At 67.5% G+C, this 15001-nt stretch carries 14 protein-coding genes; 7 read left to right on the forward strand and 7 right to left on the reverse strand.

What is annotated here, in order from left to right:
- Positions 1 to 188: 188 nt before the first annotated feature.
- Together NOF53_RS15475 and NOF53_RS15480 are read right to left on the reverse strand one after the other, a co-directional pair.
- Positions 189 to 1283: a Glu/Leu/Phe/Val family dehydrogenase gene (locus tag NOF53_RS15475; protein ID WP_255970142.1), complete on the reverse strand. Its 1095-nt coding sequence runs from the start codon at positions 1281 to 1283 to the stop codon at positions 189 to 191.
- Positions 1284 to 1289: 6 nt separating this feature from the next.
- Positions 1290 to 4799 (reverse strand): indolepyruvate ferredoxin oxidoreductase family protein, encoded by a 3510-nt coding sequence (locus NOF53_RS15480; protein WP_374212617.1) that lies wholly within the window; start codon positions 4797 to 4799, stop codon positions 1290 to 1292.
- Positions 4800 to 4936: 137 nt separating this feature from the next.
- Here NOF53_RS15480 and NOF53_RS15485 point away from each other — a divergent pair, with 137 nt between their 5' ends.
- Together NOF53_RS15485 and NOF53_RS15490 are read left to right on the forward strand one after the other, a co-directional pair.
- The gene (locus tag NOF53_RS15485) at positions 4937 to 5449 is read left to right on the forward strand and encodes an Lrp/AsnC family transcriptional regulator (protein ID WP_255970148.1); all 513 of its coding nucleotides are present in this window, start codon (positions 4937 to 4939) and stop codon (positions 5447 to 5449) included.
- A 23-nt stretch (positions 5450 to 5472) separates the two neighbouring features.
- Positions 5473 to 5931, forward strand: a complete 459-nt coding sequence (locus tag NOF53_RS15490; RefSeq protein WP_255970150.1) for a 6,7-dimethyl-8-ribityllumazine synthase — start codon at positions 5473 to 5475, stop codon at positions 5929 to 5931.
- Between the two features lie 74 nt (positions 5932 to 6005).
- Here the strand turns inward: NOF53_RS15490 and NOF53_RS15495 are convergent, their stop codons facing one another.
- Entirely contained in the window at positions 6006 to 6638 is a 633-nt protein-coding gene (locus tag NOF53_RS15495; RefSeq protein WP_255970153.1) for a restriction endonuclease, read from the reverse strand.
- 343 nt (positions 6639 to 6981) lie between these two features.
- Between NOF53_RS15495 and NOF53_RS15500 the strand changes: the two genes are divergently transcribed.
- Positions 6982 to 7134: a hypothetical protein gene (locus NOF53_RS15500; RefSeq protein ID WP_255970156.1), complete on the forward strand. Its 153-nt coding sequence runs from the start codon at positions 6982 to 6984 to the stop codon at positions 7132 to 7134.
- A gap of 18 nt (positions 7135 to 7152) precedes the next feature.
- Here NOF53_RS15500 and NOF53_RS15505 read toward each other — a convergent pair whose 3' ends face one another.
- From NOF53_RS15505 to NOF53_RS15520, 4 genes are all read right to left on the reverse strand, one after another.
- Positions 7153 to 7569 carry a pyridoxamine 5'-phosphate oxidase family protein gene (locus NOF53_RS15505; RefSeq protein ID WP_374212619.1) on the reverse strand — a complete coding sequence of 139 codons (417 nt, stop codon included), beginning with the start codon at positions 7567 to 7569 and terminating at the stop codon, positions 7153 to 7155.
- Positions 7570 to 7697: 128 nt separating this feature from the next.
- Positions 7698 to 8024, reverse strand: a complete 327-nt coding sequence (locus NOF53_RS15510) for a 4Fe-4S dicluster domain-containing protein (RefSeq protein ID WP_255970159.1) — start codon at positions 8022 to 8024, stop codon at positions 7698 to 7700.
- Positions 8021 to 9616 carry an FAD-dependent oxidoreductase gene (locus NOF53_RS15515; RefSeq protein WP_255970162.1) on the reverse strand — a complete coding sequence of 532 codons (1596 nt, stop codon included), beginning with the start codon at positions 9614 to 9616 and terminating at the stop codon, positions 8021 to 8023. Before NOF53_RS15515 ends, NOF53_RS15510 begins: the two co-directional genes overlap by 4 nt.
- 106 nt (positions 9617 to 9722) lie before the next feature.
- Positions 9723 to 12602, reverse strand: a complete 2880-nt coding sequence (locus NOF53_RS15520; protein WP_255970165.1) for an FAD-binding and (Fe-S)-binding domain-containing protein — start codon at positions 12600 to 12602, stop codon at positions 9723 to 9725.
- Between the two features lie 170 nt (positions 12603 to 12772).
- Here NOF53_RS15520 and NOF53_RS15525 point away from each other — a divergent pair, with 170 nt between their 5' ends.
- The 4 genes from NOF53_RS15525 (at position 12773) to NOF53_RS15540 (ending at position 14999) form a co-directional block, all read left to right on the forward strand.
- A complete protein-coding gene (locus NOF53_RS15525) occupies positions 12773 to 13441 on the forward strand; it encodes a DUF998 domain-containing protein (RefSeq protein WP_305086954.1) in 669 nt (222 codons plus the stop codon).
- 93 nt (positions 13442 to 13534) lie between these two features.
- Complete coding sequence (locus tag NOF53_RS15530) at positions 13535 to 13801, forward strand: hypothetical protein (RefSeq protein ID WP_255970171.1); 267 nt, start codon at positions 13535 to 13537, stop codon at positions 13799 to 13801.
- Between the two features lie 78 nt (positions 13802 to 13879).
- On the forward strand, positions 13880 to 14665 hold the full coding sequence (locus tag NOF53_RS15535; protein WP_255970174.1) for a DUF427 domain-containing protein: 786 nt from the start codon (positions 13880 to 13882) through the stop codon (positions 14663 to 14665).
- 49 nt (positions 14666 to 14714) lie between these two features.
- Positions 14715 to 14999, forward strand: a complete 285-nt coding sequence (locus NOF53_RS15540) for a YciI family protein (protein ID WP_255970177.1) — start codon at positions 14715 to 14717, stop codon at positions 14997 to 14999.
- Positions 15000 to 15001: the final 2 nt, after the last annotated feature.

Genomic DNA, 15001 nt, shown 5'->3' on the forward strand with positions numbered 1-15001 from the left:
CGTGCCACCCGGACGATCGCGGACACAAACTCTGGATCCATCGAAAACCCTGTTCCGCTCATCCCCGAGGATCCCAGGGATGAGCCGCTCAGTGTTCACGATGTCCTGAGACATCAAGTATTCGCGATGTCCTGAGCACACACACGAGTGCAGGGACTCGTTAACCACGCACGGGCGGCGGAGCCGCCCTACCTGGCTGCGGCGATGCGGGCCTCGGCGACGGCGTCGGCTGCGGCGCCCGCGAGGACCCCGTTCCGCCGGGCTGTGTCAAGGATCTCCACGACGGTGTCGAAGATCTTCTCGACCTGTGCGCGGACCTCGGTTGCCGGGGTGCCGACACGTTCACCGGCCACCTGAATGATGCCGCCGCCGTTGGCGACGTAGTCGGGGACCCAGGTGATGCCGCGTTCGCCGAGGTCGTGCTCGACCGCGGGGTGGGCGAGCTGGTTGTTCGCGGCCCCGCAGATCACCTGGGCGGTGATCGCGGCGACGGACTCGTCGGTGAGCGTGGCGCCCATCGCGCAGGGTGCGTAGACGTCGAGGTCCTGGCCGATGACGCTGGACGCGATCTTGACCTCGGGGAAGTCGCGGGCCACGCGGTCGAGGGCGGCGGCGTTGACGTCGGTGGCGACCACCGACGCGCCGTCGGCGAGCAGCAGCATGATCAGCTGGTAGCCGACCTTGCCGGTGCCTTCGACTCCGACGGTGCGCCCGGCGAGGCTCGGGGTGCCCCACTTGGCCTGGGCGCCGGCCTTCATGGCCTGGAAGACACCGAGCGCGGTCATGGGTGCGCTGTCCCCGGACCCACCTGCGGCGGGGTTGCGGCCGACGACGTAGTCGGTGGCGCGGCCCATCACGTCGAGGTCGTCGGAGTTGGTGCCCACGTCGCCGGCGGTGATGTAACGGCCGCCGAGCGTCTGGACGAAGCGGGCGTACGCCTCGAGCAGTGCCTCCGACTTGCCGGTGGCGGGGTCGCCGATGATGACCGCCTTGCCGCCGCCGAGGTCGACTCCGGCGATCGCGGACTTGTAGGTCATGCCCCGCGACAGGCGCAGGACGTCCTCGAGCGCTGCGGCCTCGTCTGCGTACGGGTAGAAGCGGGTGCCACCGAGGGCGGGGCCGAGTGTGGTGTCGTGAATTGCGACGATCGCCTTCAGGCCGGTGGCGGGGTCCTGGAAGAACGTGACCTGCTCGTGTGCCGAGTCGGCGGGAAAGTCGGTGCGTCCGAAGACACCGGTCTTCTCGGGCAGCGCGGTGTCGGAACGTTCGACGGTGAGAGTCATCTTTTCTCAGGACCTTTCCGGAGTGGTGATCGTGATGGCGGAGGTGTCGACGCCGAGTTCGGCGAGACGCTGGAGGTAGACGGCGACGTTGCGCAGCTTCACGTCCTCGTAGCCCCGGACCAGGTCGGGAGTCGCGGCGATCAGCGTTGCAGTGTCGTAGGTGTCGGCGGAGAGCTCGGCGATGAGGCCGGCCACCGTGGTCTCGTAGTGCGCGAGCAGCTGACGCTCGAGCCGACGGACCTTGGCGTAGCCGAACGGGTCGAACGCGGTGCCGCGCAGGAACTTCGCCTTGGCGAGGGTCTTGAGCGCCACGTGGGAGCGGGGGCCGAATCCGATCTTGGTCTTGCGGCCCATGGCCTTGAGGACGGGCGGGTGCAGCTTGTAGGTGAGCTTGCCGGCACCGGGTACCTCGCCGGCGGCGGCGTCGAGGAAGGCCTGGTCGGTGAGCATCCGGGCCACTTCGTACTCGTCCTTGTAGGCGGTGAGCTTGTGCAGGCCGGCGGCGACGGCCTCGCTGAACTCGGTCCGGCTGCCCAGCCGGCGCTCGGCGTCCCATGCCTGCTGCACCAGGGCGATGTAGCGGGCGGCGACGCGGTCGCCTTGGAAGGCAACGAGGTTCGCGGCGCGGCGTTCGGTGAGCTCGCGCGTCGCACCTTCGAGGGTGGACCCGGCGAACAGGTGCGCCGGGACGACGGAGTCGCTGCGCTGCGGCACGGCGGCCGAACTGGTGGCGGCGAGGAATGCCTCCCGGTCGGCGACGGCGACGCGTCCCCAGTGGAACGCGGCCTTGTTGGACTCGACGGCCACCCCGTTGATCTCGAGGGCCTCCTCGATGAACCGGGACGGGACGGGCAGTCCGCCTGCCTGGTAGGCCGCGCCGACCAGCAGGAAGTTGGCGGCGGCGGTGCTGCCGAACAGTGCGGTGGCGGCGGCGAGCCCGTCGATCGCGGTCAGTTCGCGGGCCGAGACGTCGAGACGCTCGAGCAACTTGTCCTCGTCCGGGTAGCGGACGGCGGGGTCGTAGACCATGTCGCCGGTCGGGGTCTGGCTCGTCGACGCGACGGTGATGGTGCGCTCGGAGCTGCCGTACCCGGCGTACTTGGCGTCGGCCGCGGTCAGCAGGTCGAATGCGAGGACGCAGTCGGCGGTGGCGGGGCTGATCCGGTTGGACGGCGCCGAGCTTCCCGACCGCGTCTTCTGATCGCTGAGCCGCAGGTGCGAGGTGACCGGTCCGGCCTTTTGGCTCAACCCCGTCTGGTCGAGTCCCTCGACGTGCAGCCCGGCGCGCAGCGCGGCCATGCCCAGCACCTGGTTGACGGTGACGATGCCGGTACCACCGACACCGGCCATGAACAGGTTGTGCGTTCCGGTCCACACGGCGGGATCAGGGTCGCCGACCTCGGGCGGAACCGGGATCTCACGCAACGTCTTCGGCGCGCCTTCCTCGGGCAGCTCGACCGTCACGAACGACGGGCAGTCGCCCTCGAGGCAGGAGTAGTCGGTGTTGCAGCTGGTCTGGTCGATCTTGGTCTTGCGGCCGAATTCGGTGTCGACGGGCTGCACCGACAGGCAGTTGGACTTGACGCCGCAATCGCCGCAGCCCTCGCAGACGGCCTCGTTGATGACGACGCGGGTGCGGCGGGCGGGCAGCTTGCCGCGCTTGCGCTTGCGGCGGGCCTCGGCGGCGCACTGCTGGTCGAAGATCAGTACGGTGACGCCCTCGATGTCCCGGAGGACGCGCTGCGCCTCGTCGAGCCGGGTGCGGTCCCACAGCAGCGTGTTCTCGGCGAAGCGGGCACCCTTGTGCCGCTTGGGATCCTCGGCGCAGACGATGATCTGCTTGACGCCCTCGGATGCCAGCTTGTGGGTCAGCTGCGGCACGGTCAGCCCGGCCTCGGCGTCCTGGGCGCCGGTCATGGCGACTGCGGAGTTGTAGAGCACCTTGTAGGTGATGTTGACACCGGCGGCGACGCATGCCTGCACGGCGAGCTGGCCGGAGTGGAAGTACGTGCCGTCGCCGACATTCTGGAACATGTGCTTGACGTCGCTGAACGGTGCCTGCCCGATCCATTGCGCGCCCTCGCCGCCCATCTGCGTGAGCATGGTGACGGCGCTGTCGGTGCGGCCCGACATGGTGACCAGGGTGTGGCAGCCGATTCCGCCGCCCGCGATCGAGCCCTCGGGCACCGCGGTGGAGCGGTTGTGCGGGCAGCCGGAGCAGAAGTACGGCGTGCGCGACGTCGGGAGGACGGTCAGTTCGAGGCGCGGCGGCGGGGCCGGCGTCAGCGCGACGCGGTCCTTCAGGATGCGGCGCAGCGGACCGGTCAGGCGGGCGGCGGTCAGTTCACCGTCGACGGGGATCAGTGCCTTGCCCTGGACGTTCTTCTTGCCCAGCACGGCGGGAGCGCTGGCGCCGCCGTAGAGGATGTCCTTGAGCTGCGACTCGACGAACGGCATCTTCTCCTCGACCACGAGGACCTGCTCGACGCCGTCGGCGAGTTCGCGAACCTTGTCGGCGCCCAGCGGGTACGGCATGCCGATACGGAGGATGCGGATGCCGGCGTCCTCGAGCCGGGAGTCGCCGAGACCGAGGTCGAGCAGGGCCTGGCGCAGCGAGTCGTACGCGGTGCCGACGGCGGCGATGCCCAGCCACGCGGTGGGTGGGTTCACCTCGATCCGGTCGATGTCGTTGGCGGCGTTGAACGCCTCGACCATCGCCCAGCGCGGCCCGTACAGGTCGGCCTCGGCGTAGACGCTGTCGGGCGGGGACGCCAGCACACGCTGCTGATACGTCCATGGCCTGCCGTTCCACTCGATCTCGGGGAGCACGATGTCGAGGTCGGCGAAGTTGCGGTCGAGGGTCCAGAGTCCGTCGGCCACGTCGGCGACGATCTTCATGCCCGACCAGCAGCCGGAGATCCGCGACAGCGCCACACCGTAGAGGCCGAATGTGATGACCTCCTCGGCGTTGCGTGGGAAGAAGACGGGCATGCCCATCGCAGCCATGGATCGCTCGCTGGCGCAGGGGATGGTGGAGGACTTGGCGTTGGGGTCGTCGCCCACGAGGACGAGGACGCCGCCGCGGGCGTTTGCGCCGTACATGGCGGCGTGCCGGATGGAGTCGCTGGCGCGGTCGAGGCCGGGACCCTTGCCGTACCAGACGCCGACGACGCCGTCGTGGGTGCGCTCGCCCTGCGGGAGGTCGACCTGGCTGCCCCAGACGGAGGTCGCGGCGAGTTCCTCGTTCATGCCGGGCACGAACTTCACGTCGTGATCGGTGCTCAGCGTCGGGATCGCGGCGATGGTGCGGTCGAGGCCGGCGAGGGGGCTGCCCTGGTACCCGGAGACGAAGGTGGCTACGTTCAGTCCGGCCCGGCGGTCGCGTTCGTGCTGCTCCACCAGCTGGCGGGCGATGGCCTGCACACCGGTCATCAACACCGGACCCGAGTCGGCCCGGTATCGGTCGGCGAGATCAAAGGATGCTGAACTGGTGCGAGCGTCGTCTAACTGAGTCATCTGCGATTCCCGATCCGTCGCGTTGAGCATTTCGTTAGCTTGATCCTGTATCTGGTCTAAGATTTGGTCAACGCAAATCGGATCAACTGATCAGTACACGCAACGGGTGACAGACGTCACTTCCTGGAGGTATCAAAGTGCTCAGCATCGACAAGCTCGACGTGCAGTTGCTCGGACTGCTCGGCCAGGACTCACGCATGAGCGTGGCCGAACTGGCCAACTCGCTCGGTGTCGCCCGCAACACCGTCCAGTCCCGGATGAAGCGCATGGAAACGAGCGGGCTGCTCACCGGCTTTCGCCCGAATCTCGACCTGGCGCAGGTGGGCATTCCGATTCAAGCCTTCGTCGGACTCGAACTCGAGCAGGGCAAACTCACCGCGGTCGGCAACCGGCTCGTCGATCTGCCGGAGGTCATCGAAATTCATGCGACCACCGGCCGTGAGGACCTGCTGGTGCGTGTGGCCACGTCGACGCACGCGGAATTGCAGAAGCTGCTCGAGAAGATCGCCAATCTCCCCGGGATCACGCACTCCACCACCACGATTGCGCTCACCAGCCCGCTGCCATATCGGATCCAGCCGTTGCTCGAGCACCTCACCGGCGAATCGGGGTGGGGTCGATCGACGGCCCTGCCCCGTTCACAGCGCTAGCACCAGTGCAGTAGTTTCAGACCATGAGTGAGAGTCAGGGACGGATCGCGTTCATACAGGCCACGTGGCACCGCAGCATCGTCGATCGCGCCCGCGACGGCTTCACCGACGAGGTGGCCACGCTGGGGTACTCGAAGGACGAGCTGGACTTCTACGAGGTGCCGGGCGCCTTCGAAATTCCGCTCCACGCTCGCCGCCTCGCGCTCACTGGACGATACGACGCCGTCGTGGCCGCTGCGCTCGTCGTCGACGGCGGCATCTACCGGCACGAGTTTGTTGCCACCGCCGTGATCGACGGCCTCATGCGCGTACAGCTCGACACCGATGTGCCGGTGTTCTCGGTGGTGCTCACCCCGCATCACTTCCACGAGCATGAGGAGCACCTCACGTACTTCGGGGAGCACTTCGTCAAGAAGGGTGCCGAGGCCGCGCGGGCATGCGTCGCCACCGTCACGTCACTGAAGACCTTGCCCACCGAATAGTCCCGGGCAGCACCACTTCCCGAACACGAGAACCACCGTCGGCGCCTCGCCGACGGTGGTTCTCTGCTGTGTCGCTACGCCTGCCGGTTCTGGAGGTAGAGCAACCAGAACACCGGTGCACCGACGACACTCGCGATGGTGGCGAAGACGCGCAGTCCCACGTCTCCCTCGCCGAAGGGGGCGATCACCAGGACGAGCGTGCACAAGACGGCTCCGATGAGACGCCAGTGGGTGCCGAGGAACGCCGCGACCCTGTCCCACACGGTGCGGGCGACGGACCGCACGGGCGACTCCCGGACGGGGGCTTGCGTTGCCGCCGGGGCCACCGCAATCGCCGAGTTACGCGCGGCGCTGATCAGCTTCGGGGCGTGGCTGCCCACCGGCGGTGTCTCGCCGTCGGGCTCGCACCGGAACAGGGCGATACCGACCGCCTCGGCGTAGTCGACGGCGTCGTCGGTGTATCCGGCCGCCGCAAAGTACAGCAGGTCTCTGCCGGAACTCGTCCCGCGGGCACCGTACAGATTCTGCAGATCCGACCGATCCGCCCGTCCGTCGCGCCATTTCACCTGCGCATAGGCCCGTGCCGAATAGACATCGATACCGCCGTCCACACCACCGAGCAGCGCGGTGGCGTCGTGGTACCCCAGCCGCTGCATCTGCTCGGCGGCGTTGACCTCCGCTTCAGCCGCCGTGCGTATGCGTGCCATGCCTTGCCTCCCCCTCACACTCGAAACAGTCCTTCCTCTCGAAGGTACCCGGACGTCCGCCCAAATCAGCTATCTGCGGGCGAATATCACAGCGGCACCAGCGGATTGCGGCCTGTTCCGCTGGTGTCCGTCATCGGAGCGGGTGGCGGTACAGAGGGGGTTCACCGCGCCTGTCCGTGGGGGAATGGGTTCAGGGGGAATGTAGTGGCCTGACCTTGCCGGTCACCGAGCACCCAACTACCAGTAATTAGCTGGTAACTACTGAGCAACACGGCGCGTGGAGTATGGAGTCGAGACGGTTCACCCCCGGCCGCTCCCGTACTCGCAGAAGGAGATGCTTCCCATGACGGATACACGACCACACAACGAGCAGTCGCGCCCGGTCCGCCTTCAGGACGGACGGCGCGAACCGGATGGAGCGGTCTCGACGACCGACCTCGCTGCCGTCGTCGACGCGCTTACCGGCGGGGGCCCCGACGATCACGTGGACTTTTGAGCGGCACTTGTTCCGGTTTCAGGCACCCTTGCCGTAGTCGACACTCAGCCAGTGCTCGGGTCGCATGCGAATGATGACGGCGCTGGCTGCGTCGAAGGACTGCTCCACGAAGGCCTCGACCTCGTCGGCGGGGAGGTACCGGGCGGCGAGGCCGCGGACGTCGTCGGCAGTCGGTGACTCGTCGAATGTTGCGGGACCTTCCACGCTGACATACCGGTACGGCGGCGCCTCGTCCTGGGCGACGAGGCTGAATCGACCCGCCGCCCGGATCAGGCGCTCTTTCAGCAAGCCCCGCCCGGTCCACACGTACACGTCGCCGCCGGGTTCGTAGCCGTACCAGATGGGAACGGCGAGCGGTGCCCGCCCTTCCCGGTCGACCGCAATCACTCCCACGTGAAGTGCAGCGAGGAATTTCTCACGATCGGCCTTACTCATCGTCATCTCGGACACGTCGTGCTCCGATCTACTCATTCGGTCGGGTTCGCCGGTGCAGGCAACAGCACCAACCCGCGACGATACGACGCTATTCCGGCCTGTGAGCGGTAAACGAGTCCCTGGACTCCTCAACCACTCACGGGCGGAGCCTGGAGGACGGGGCCGACCGCCGTGAGCGACCCGACGGTGCGCCCCTTCCCCCATCCGAGCTTTTCCCGGTAGCGGCCGATGTGGTCCTCGGCGATACGCTGACCGCCCGACAGCGGCGTGGACTGCGGATCGACGTACAGGGCGTCGACGGGGCAGTACGCCTCGCACATGAAACAGGTCTGGCAGTCGGATTGGCGGGCGATCACCGGGACCCCCGACTCGGTGCGGTCGAAAACGTTGGTGGGACACACGTCAACGCATTTGTCACAGCCGATGCACGCCTCGGCCAGCACTACCTCGATCACGAAGCCACCTGCAATACCGCGCCTTTGAGGGCTCCGGCCGCGGTCCACACCTGTTCGAGTCCCCCGGTGAGGATGTGGTGATGCTGGGCGGGGTCGAGGTCGGGGAAATCGGCGCGCTTGCTCATGCCGCGAGTTTCGGTGCGAGCCAGGGCCGAGTGGTACATCCATCGGCCCACCGCGGTGATCGCCGCGGCCTGTCGGGCACGGACCCGTTCGTCACCGGAGTCGGCACCGAGGCCTGAAGACACCGCCGTCCACAACGACTCCAGTTCGTCGAGCGCACCCTGCACGCCTGCTCCGTCACGCAGGAGGTTCTTCTCGTACGGGAGCAATTCCGCCTGGGCCGCCGCGACGACGGCAGGGGCGTCCAGCTCGGATCGCGACGTGGGCCGTAGTCCGGCGCGGCCCACCGCGCGGAGCTCGGTCGACGGGATTCGGCCCGCCGCGCGGGCGAAGCGAGCGGCACCCGTCCCGGCCCAGCTGCCCGACGACATCGCCCATGCCGAGTTGTGGCTGCCGCCGCCGGTGAAACCACCGCAGATGCGTTCACGGGTGGCGGCGTCGCCGGCGGCGAACAACCCGGGAACGGTGGTGGCGCAGGTGTCGTCGGCAACCTCGATGCCGCCGGTTCCTCGCACAGTGCCTTCGGCGAGCATGCTCACCTCGAAGCGGTCGGTGAACGGGTTGATGCCGCGACGATCGAATTGCAGGAAGAAGTTGGGCTGGCCCAGTCGCATCTGGCGCTGCACCTCGTCGTCGGCGCGGTCGAGTTGCGCGTACACCGGTTCGGACAGCAACGTTCTCGCTATTACCGAGCGACCCTTGGTGGAGCCGGCGCCTTCGAGGACGCTCCCGTCGGCGTGGAAGAAGGTGGCGTAACCGTAGTAGGCGGTCTTGGTGATGGTCGAGTTGGCGGGGACGATCGCGTAAGCGTTGGAGAACTCCATGCCGGAGAACGTGGCCCCCACCTCGGCGGCCATCAGGGCACCGTCCCCGGTGTCGACGTTGGTGCCGAGCGCGCGGGACAGAAACGCGCAACCGCCACTGGCGATCACGACCGCGCCGGCGCTGACGCGATAGTCGCGGTGTTCCTGGCGCTGGTATCCGGCCGCGCCGCGTACCAGGCCGTCGGCGTCGACGAGAAGTTCGAGGGCCGGTGAGTGGTCGAGGATCCGAACACCGGCTTTCTTGATCCACGCCCGCATCCGGCGCATGTATTCGGGTCCCTGCAATCCGGTGCGGATCTGCTTGCCCGTGTCGGGGTCGACGGGGAACGGGTACCTTCCCTCCTCACCGAGCAGATTCATGTTGACGTACGTCTGGTGCAGCACGCGATCCATCCAGTGGTGGTCGGCGAGGTGACCGCCGAGCGTCTCGCGGCTGGCCTTTGCCTTGGCGCGCTCGGCCGGGTCGGGTTGGACGTACCAGACGCCGGTGCCCGAGGGTGCCGTCGCACCGCTCGTCCCGCAGTACCCCTTCTCGACGAGGACGACGTCGGCGCCGGTCTGTGCGGCGCGCAGAGCTGCCCACGCACCGGCGGGCCCGCCGCCGATGACGAGGACGTCGGTGCTCAGGTCGAGAAGTTCGGTCATGAAGGGCACTCCTGTCGGCGCGGACAACTGCCCCTCCACGCTCCACCACCACTGGCGCCGCCGCCATCGTCAGAATCAGTGTGAACCGAAGGAGGCGGCTCCGCGCCTACGGCCCCGGGTCGAGCAGTTGAGCGAGGTGCATCGACGACCGCGACGGTTCGAGTTGCCGCACCTGCATGTGGCAGCTGAATCCGTCGGTCAGGACCGCGGCCTCGTCGGGGGTTGCGCGTAGGGCTGGGGCGAGGGCCTGTTCGGCCACCTGCATGCTGACGTCGTAGTGCTCGTCCTCGAAGCCGAAGTTCCCGGCCACGCCGCAACATCCGGTTGCTTCCCGCACCCGCGACACTCCTACTGCTTCGAGGGCTTTCCGCTGGGTGGCGGCGCCGAACACCGCGTATTCGTGGCAATGGGTCTGCACGGTGACGTCTTCCGGCAATGCGACACTCGGTTGCCACCCCGCAGCGACGCTGTCGAGTACCGCGCCGGCGAAGCTCTGCACCCTGGCTGCGACCCGGCGTGCGGCGTCGGTGTGAACCAATTCGGGCAGATCCTTGCGCAGTGCGGCAGCACAACTCGGTTCGAGGACGACGATGGGACGGTCGCTGCCGTCGTCGAGTAGTTCCGCCGCCTTGGTCAGTATTTTCTCGGCGCGATCGAGTTGACCGGTCGAGATCCAGGTCAGACCGCAGCATGCGTCGCTGCGACACTGGGAACTGAGCCCCGCCTGCCCCAGAACCCGTGCGGCCGCGCCGACCACCTGCGGCCGGAAACCGCGCGTGAAGGTGTCAGCGAGCAGCACAACATCCGCTGTGGTATCACCCGACGTGCTCCCGACCTCACGTCGAATCTGTTTGCGCGAGGCAAATTCCGGCAGCTTCCGGTGCGGCGTGATGCCACCGAGGCGGGCGGCGATCTTCGCGAGCCGTCCGGTGGTGAGCTTGTTGACGACGGGGGCCGACCGTTCCGCGGCCCGCAGCCACACCGGCAACCAGCCGAGCGAGTAGTGCGAGCGCGGACGGACCCGGCCGCGATAGTGGTGGTCGAGGAATTCGGCTTTGTAGGTGGCCATGTCGACGCCCACCGGGCAGTCGGTGGAGCACGCTTTACAGGACAGGCACAGGTCGAGGGATTCCTTGACGTCCTCGGACGCCCAGCCGTCGGCGATCGTCGGCGAGTTGCGCACCATCTCTTGGAGGGCACGCGCGCGGCCGCGGGTGGAGTCCTTCTCGTCGCCGGTCGCCCGGAAGCTGGGGCACATGACGCCGCCCGTCGACGCACGGCAGCGGCCCACGCCGATACAGCCCTGCACCGCATGGACGAACGGCGCGACCGGGACGTCGCTGGTGGGTGTGAGGTCGAAGCTGGTCTGCCAGGGTCGTGGGTCGACCCCGTGGAGCGCGAGGCTTCCCAGCAACGGTTCGGGATCGACGATGCTGCCCGGATTCAGCAGTGCGGCCGGATCCCAGAGCTGCTTGAACCGGGCGAAGGCCGACATCATGGTGGGGGAATACATCATCGGGAGCAGCGACGATCGTGCGCGGCCGTCGCCGTGCTCCCCCGACATCGAACCGCCGAACCGGACACACAGTTCTGCTGCCCGGTGGATGAACCGGGACATGACGTCCCGGCCTTCCTCGGTGCGTTGATCGAAGTTGATGCGGATGTGCATGCAGCCGGCACCGAAGTGCCCGTACATCACTCCGGTGAGGTGAAACTCGGCGAGGAGCGCCTTGATGTCTACCAGGTAGTCGGCGAGTTGCTCGGGCGCGACCGCGGAATCTTCCCACCCCGTCCATGATTCGCCGCCTTCGACGAGCCGCGCGGAAAGCCCGGCGCCGTCCTCGCGCACTCGCCACAGCGATGCACGTTCCGCGGGATCCGCAACCACCCGGGCGTCGACGAGCCGTCCGGCCGCACGTAGTTTCGAGACCAGCTCGGCTCCGCGCCGCTCGACCTCGGCAGCATCGTCCCCGTCGAGGTCGACGTACAACCAGGCCGAGCCCTCGGGCAGTCCCACGACGGAGTCGGCGCCGCGGAGGTGACGCATGGTGTCGACGATCGCCGAGTCGATGCCCTCGATCGCCGCCGGCGCGTACTCGAGGAGCATCGCGTTGTCCCGCGCCGCGTCCACCAGGTCGCGGTAGCCGAGGCACAACAGCATCGCCGCGGGCGGCACCGGCACCAGCGCCACGGTGGCCGCCACGATCACCGCGCACGTCCCCTCGCTCCCGACCAGCGCGCGAGCGACATCGAAGCCGTTCTCCGGCAACAGTTTCGCGAGGTGAAACCCGGACACCTGCCGCGGGATCCGATCGAGTTCGAGTCGGAACTCGGCGAGGTGGGTGTCGGCCAGGTCCCGTAGCCCGGTACCGATTCGTTCGGCTTCGGCCGCCGCGGACGCGTCGTCCGGGTCGGTGGCCCGGACGCCGTTCCGGGTCGCGGTCAACCGGTGACCGCCGGCGGTCACCAGGTCGAGCGCGACCACATGATCCGACGTGCGCCCGTACCGCACGGAGTGGTTGCCGCAGGCGTCGTTCCCGATTGCCCCGCCGACGGTGGCGCGGGACTTGCTCGACGGGTCGGGGGCGAAGGTGAAGGCCCCGTCCGTCGCGAGCTGGACCTCTTTCTGCAGGTCCGTCAGCACGATTCCAGGTTCGACGACGGCTGTGCGTGCGGAGGCGTCGACCGCGCGCACGGCGGCCATGTGCCGGGAGAAGTCGAGTACCACTCCCCTGCCGATGGCGTTGCCCGCGAGGGACGTACCGCCGCCGCGACTGGTGATGGGTATCGCGCGATCGGTGCACGCCCGGGCGATCGTCACCACGTCGTCCGCGGTCCGCGGAAACGCCACGGCCAGCGGTGGCACTCGGTAGTTCGAGGCGTCGAAGGAGTACTCGGCCCGCCGGCGCGACCCGGTGTCGAGGTCGATGCCCAGCGCAGCCAGGTCAGCGCATAGGTCAGCGGCAAGACCTGTCAGCTCAGCCACGCGTGTCCTGTCCCTCCGTCTCGAAGTCCTGTTCGGGAAGCGTAGTCGCGGGCCATGGCTACATGGTCGAGTCGCTTCCTGAGATTGTCAACAATCACACGATAGTGGTGGCGGCTCTGTAGCGTGGATCGAGGCGGCGCATCCCGCGACGGTCCGGAGAGGTGAGCGTCCTGAACATCGGATCAGCGCACGACGCCCGTGCCGTGCGGGTAGGCGGTGCAACGTGGGTCCTGATCTCGTTGTACTTCGCCGCGGAGGTCGTCACCGCGGCGGCGTGGCCGAGAAAGTACGAGGTGACCACCGATTCGGTGAGCAACCTCGGTGCCGCAGGTTGCGACGGATCCGCGGCGCAACTGGCGGTCGCACGAATCTGCTCACCCCTCCACGCGGTGATGAACATCGCTTTCGTCATGACCGGCGTGCTGATCGTCGTCGGCGCGATCGGATTGCGGGAGTTCCTCCCCGCCGGTCGGACGCGCGTGACCGCCCTGGGCTTACTGGTGCTGACCGCGGTGAGCGCAGCACTGACCGGACTGGTACCGATCAACGTGGACGCCGACCTCCATCAGGTGGTCGCCACCCCGACGTTCGTGGCCCGCAACGCAGCACTCGCTTTCCTCGCCGTGGTGCTGTTCGAGCGATGGCGCGGATTCGCCGTCTGGACGGGATCGTGCTGCCTTGTGGGAGTGCTGGGCGCGATCGCCATCGTCATCCCAGGCACGTCGTTCGGCATCGCCGAACGGCTTGCGTTGTACCCCTTCACCATCTGGGTGGTGAGCGCCGGAGTCGCCGCACTGGTGGTGAGCCGGGGCGCCGACCAGGGGCGTGTCGAACCTTGACCGCTCGTTTTCGACCGAGAAGGGTTGGATCTACCGTGCTTTCCGTCCGTGTGACCGGTAGGCACCACTCCAGTCATCGAGAGGACAGGACCAATGTCTGTTGTAGTTCGGCACCACGCGTCAGGAATGACGGTCGATCAATATTCCGCGGTGGCCACCCAGACCACCGATGCGATCCAGAACGCCAACGGTTTCATCGCCCACTACGCCTTTGCGGAGGGTGACGGCCTGACGGTGTCCGAGATCTGGGAATCCCAGGCCGACCACGACAAGTTCTTCGACGAGGTGATCCGTCCGAAGTTGCCGCAGGAGATCCCGCCGCCCGCCGTGTTCGACGTAATCAACACCATCACACGCTGAGGCTCCGCCCGTGCGCCTTTGTGGTAGCTCCGGCTACCAGAAAGGCGCACGGCCGCGGAGCGCCTACTGGAGGTGCCGATGTCCACCGCTCTCACTCATGCCGCCGAGGTCCAGCAGTCGGCGGCGAACGGCCGAATTTCGATCGAACGCAACCACAAGCGCATACGGGTGTTCTTCGCCGGACAGCCGATCGCCGACACGACGCGTGCGGTATATCTATTCGAGAAGGGGCTGCTGCCCGTCTACTACATCCCCCGCGACGATGTCCGGACCGAGTTCCTCGAGCCGGTCGACGCGACCACGCGCTGCCCGTGGAAGGGTGCGGCCCGGTATTGGGACCTGGTGGTGGGCGACCGCCGCGCCGAGCAGGCGGTGTGGGGATACGACACTCCTCTCGGCGACTCGCTGGATCTGAGCCCGTACGTCGCGTTCTACTGGAACAAGATGGACGCCTGGTACGAGGAGGACCAGCAGGTGTTCGTGCACGCCCGAGACCCGTATGTGCGGGTCGACGTCCTGCCCTCGTCTCGGCATGTCGAGGTGTACATCGGCGACACTCTGGTCGCCGACAGTGTGCGGCCGCGACTTCTGTTCGAGACTTCTCTACCCGTCCGCTACTACATTCCGCGGATCGACGTGCGCGGCGAGTTCTTCACCGACTCCGACACCCGCACTTCCTGCCCGTACAAGGGCACCGCGTCGTACCTGTCGTTCACGGGGTCGGGCAACGACCACCCTGTCGACGACGCCGCCTGGTTCTATCCGTTCACGACGGCCGAGGCGTCGGGCATCGACGACCATGTGTCGTTCTACCCGGGCGATGCCACCCGCATCGTCGTCGACGGGGTGCCGCTCGAAGAGTGAGTGTTGCAGACTGAGAACATCGCGATTCTCCCGAGGAAGTGAGAACAGCATGTCTCTGTTCGTCGTGGAATACACCTACACCCCGGAGACGTCGTCGCGTCGTGACGATCATCGGGGGGACCATCGCGGCTGGATCGCGGAGATGATCCGGCGGAAGGTGGTGCGTTCGACCGGCCCCTTGGCCGACGGCTCCGGCGCCTTCATCATTGCCGACGGGCCCGACGAAGAGACGGTCACTCGACTGTTCCAGCAGGATCCGTTCGTTCAGGCGAAGCTCGTCGAGAACGTCCGCGTCAGTGAATGGCATCCGGTGATGGGCGAATTCAGCGAGTGACC

Source organism: Rhodococcus tibetensis (assembly GCF_024438035.1).
In the GTDB taxonomy this organism is placed as follows: Bacteria; Actinomycetota; Actinomycetes; order Mycobacteriales; family Mycobacteriaceae; genus Rhodococcus_F; species Rhodococcus_F tibetensis.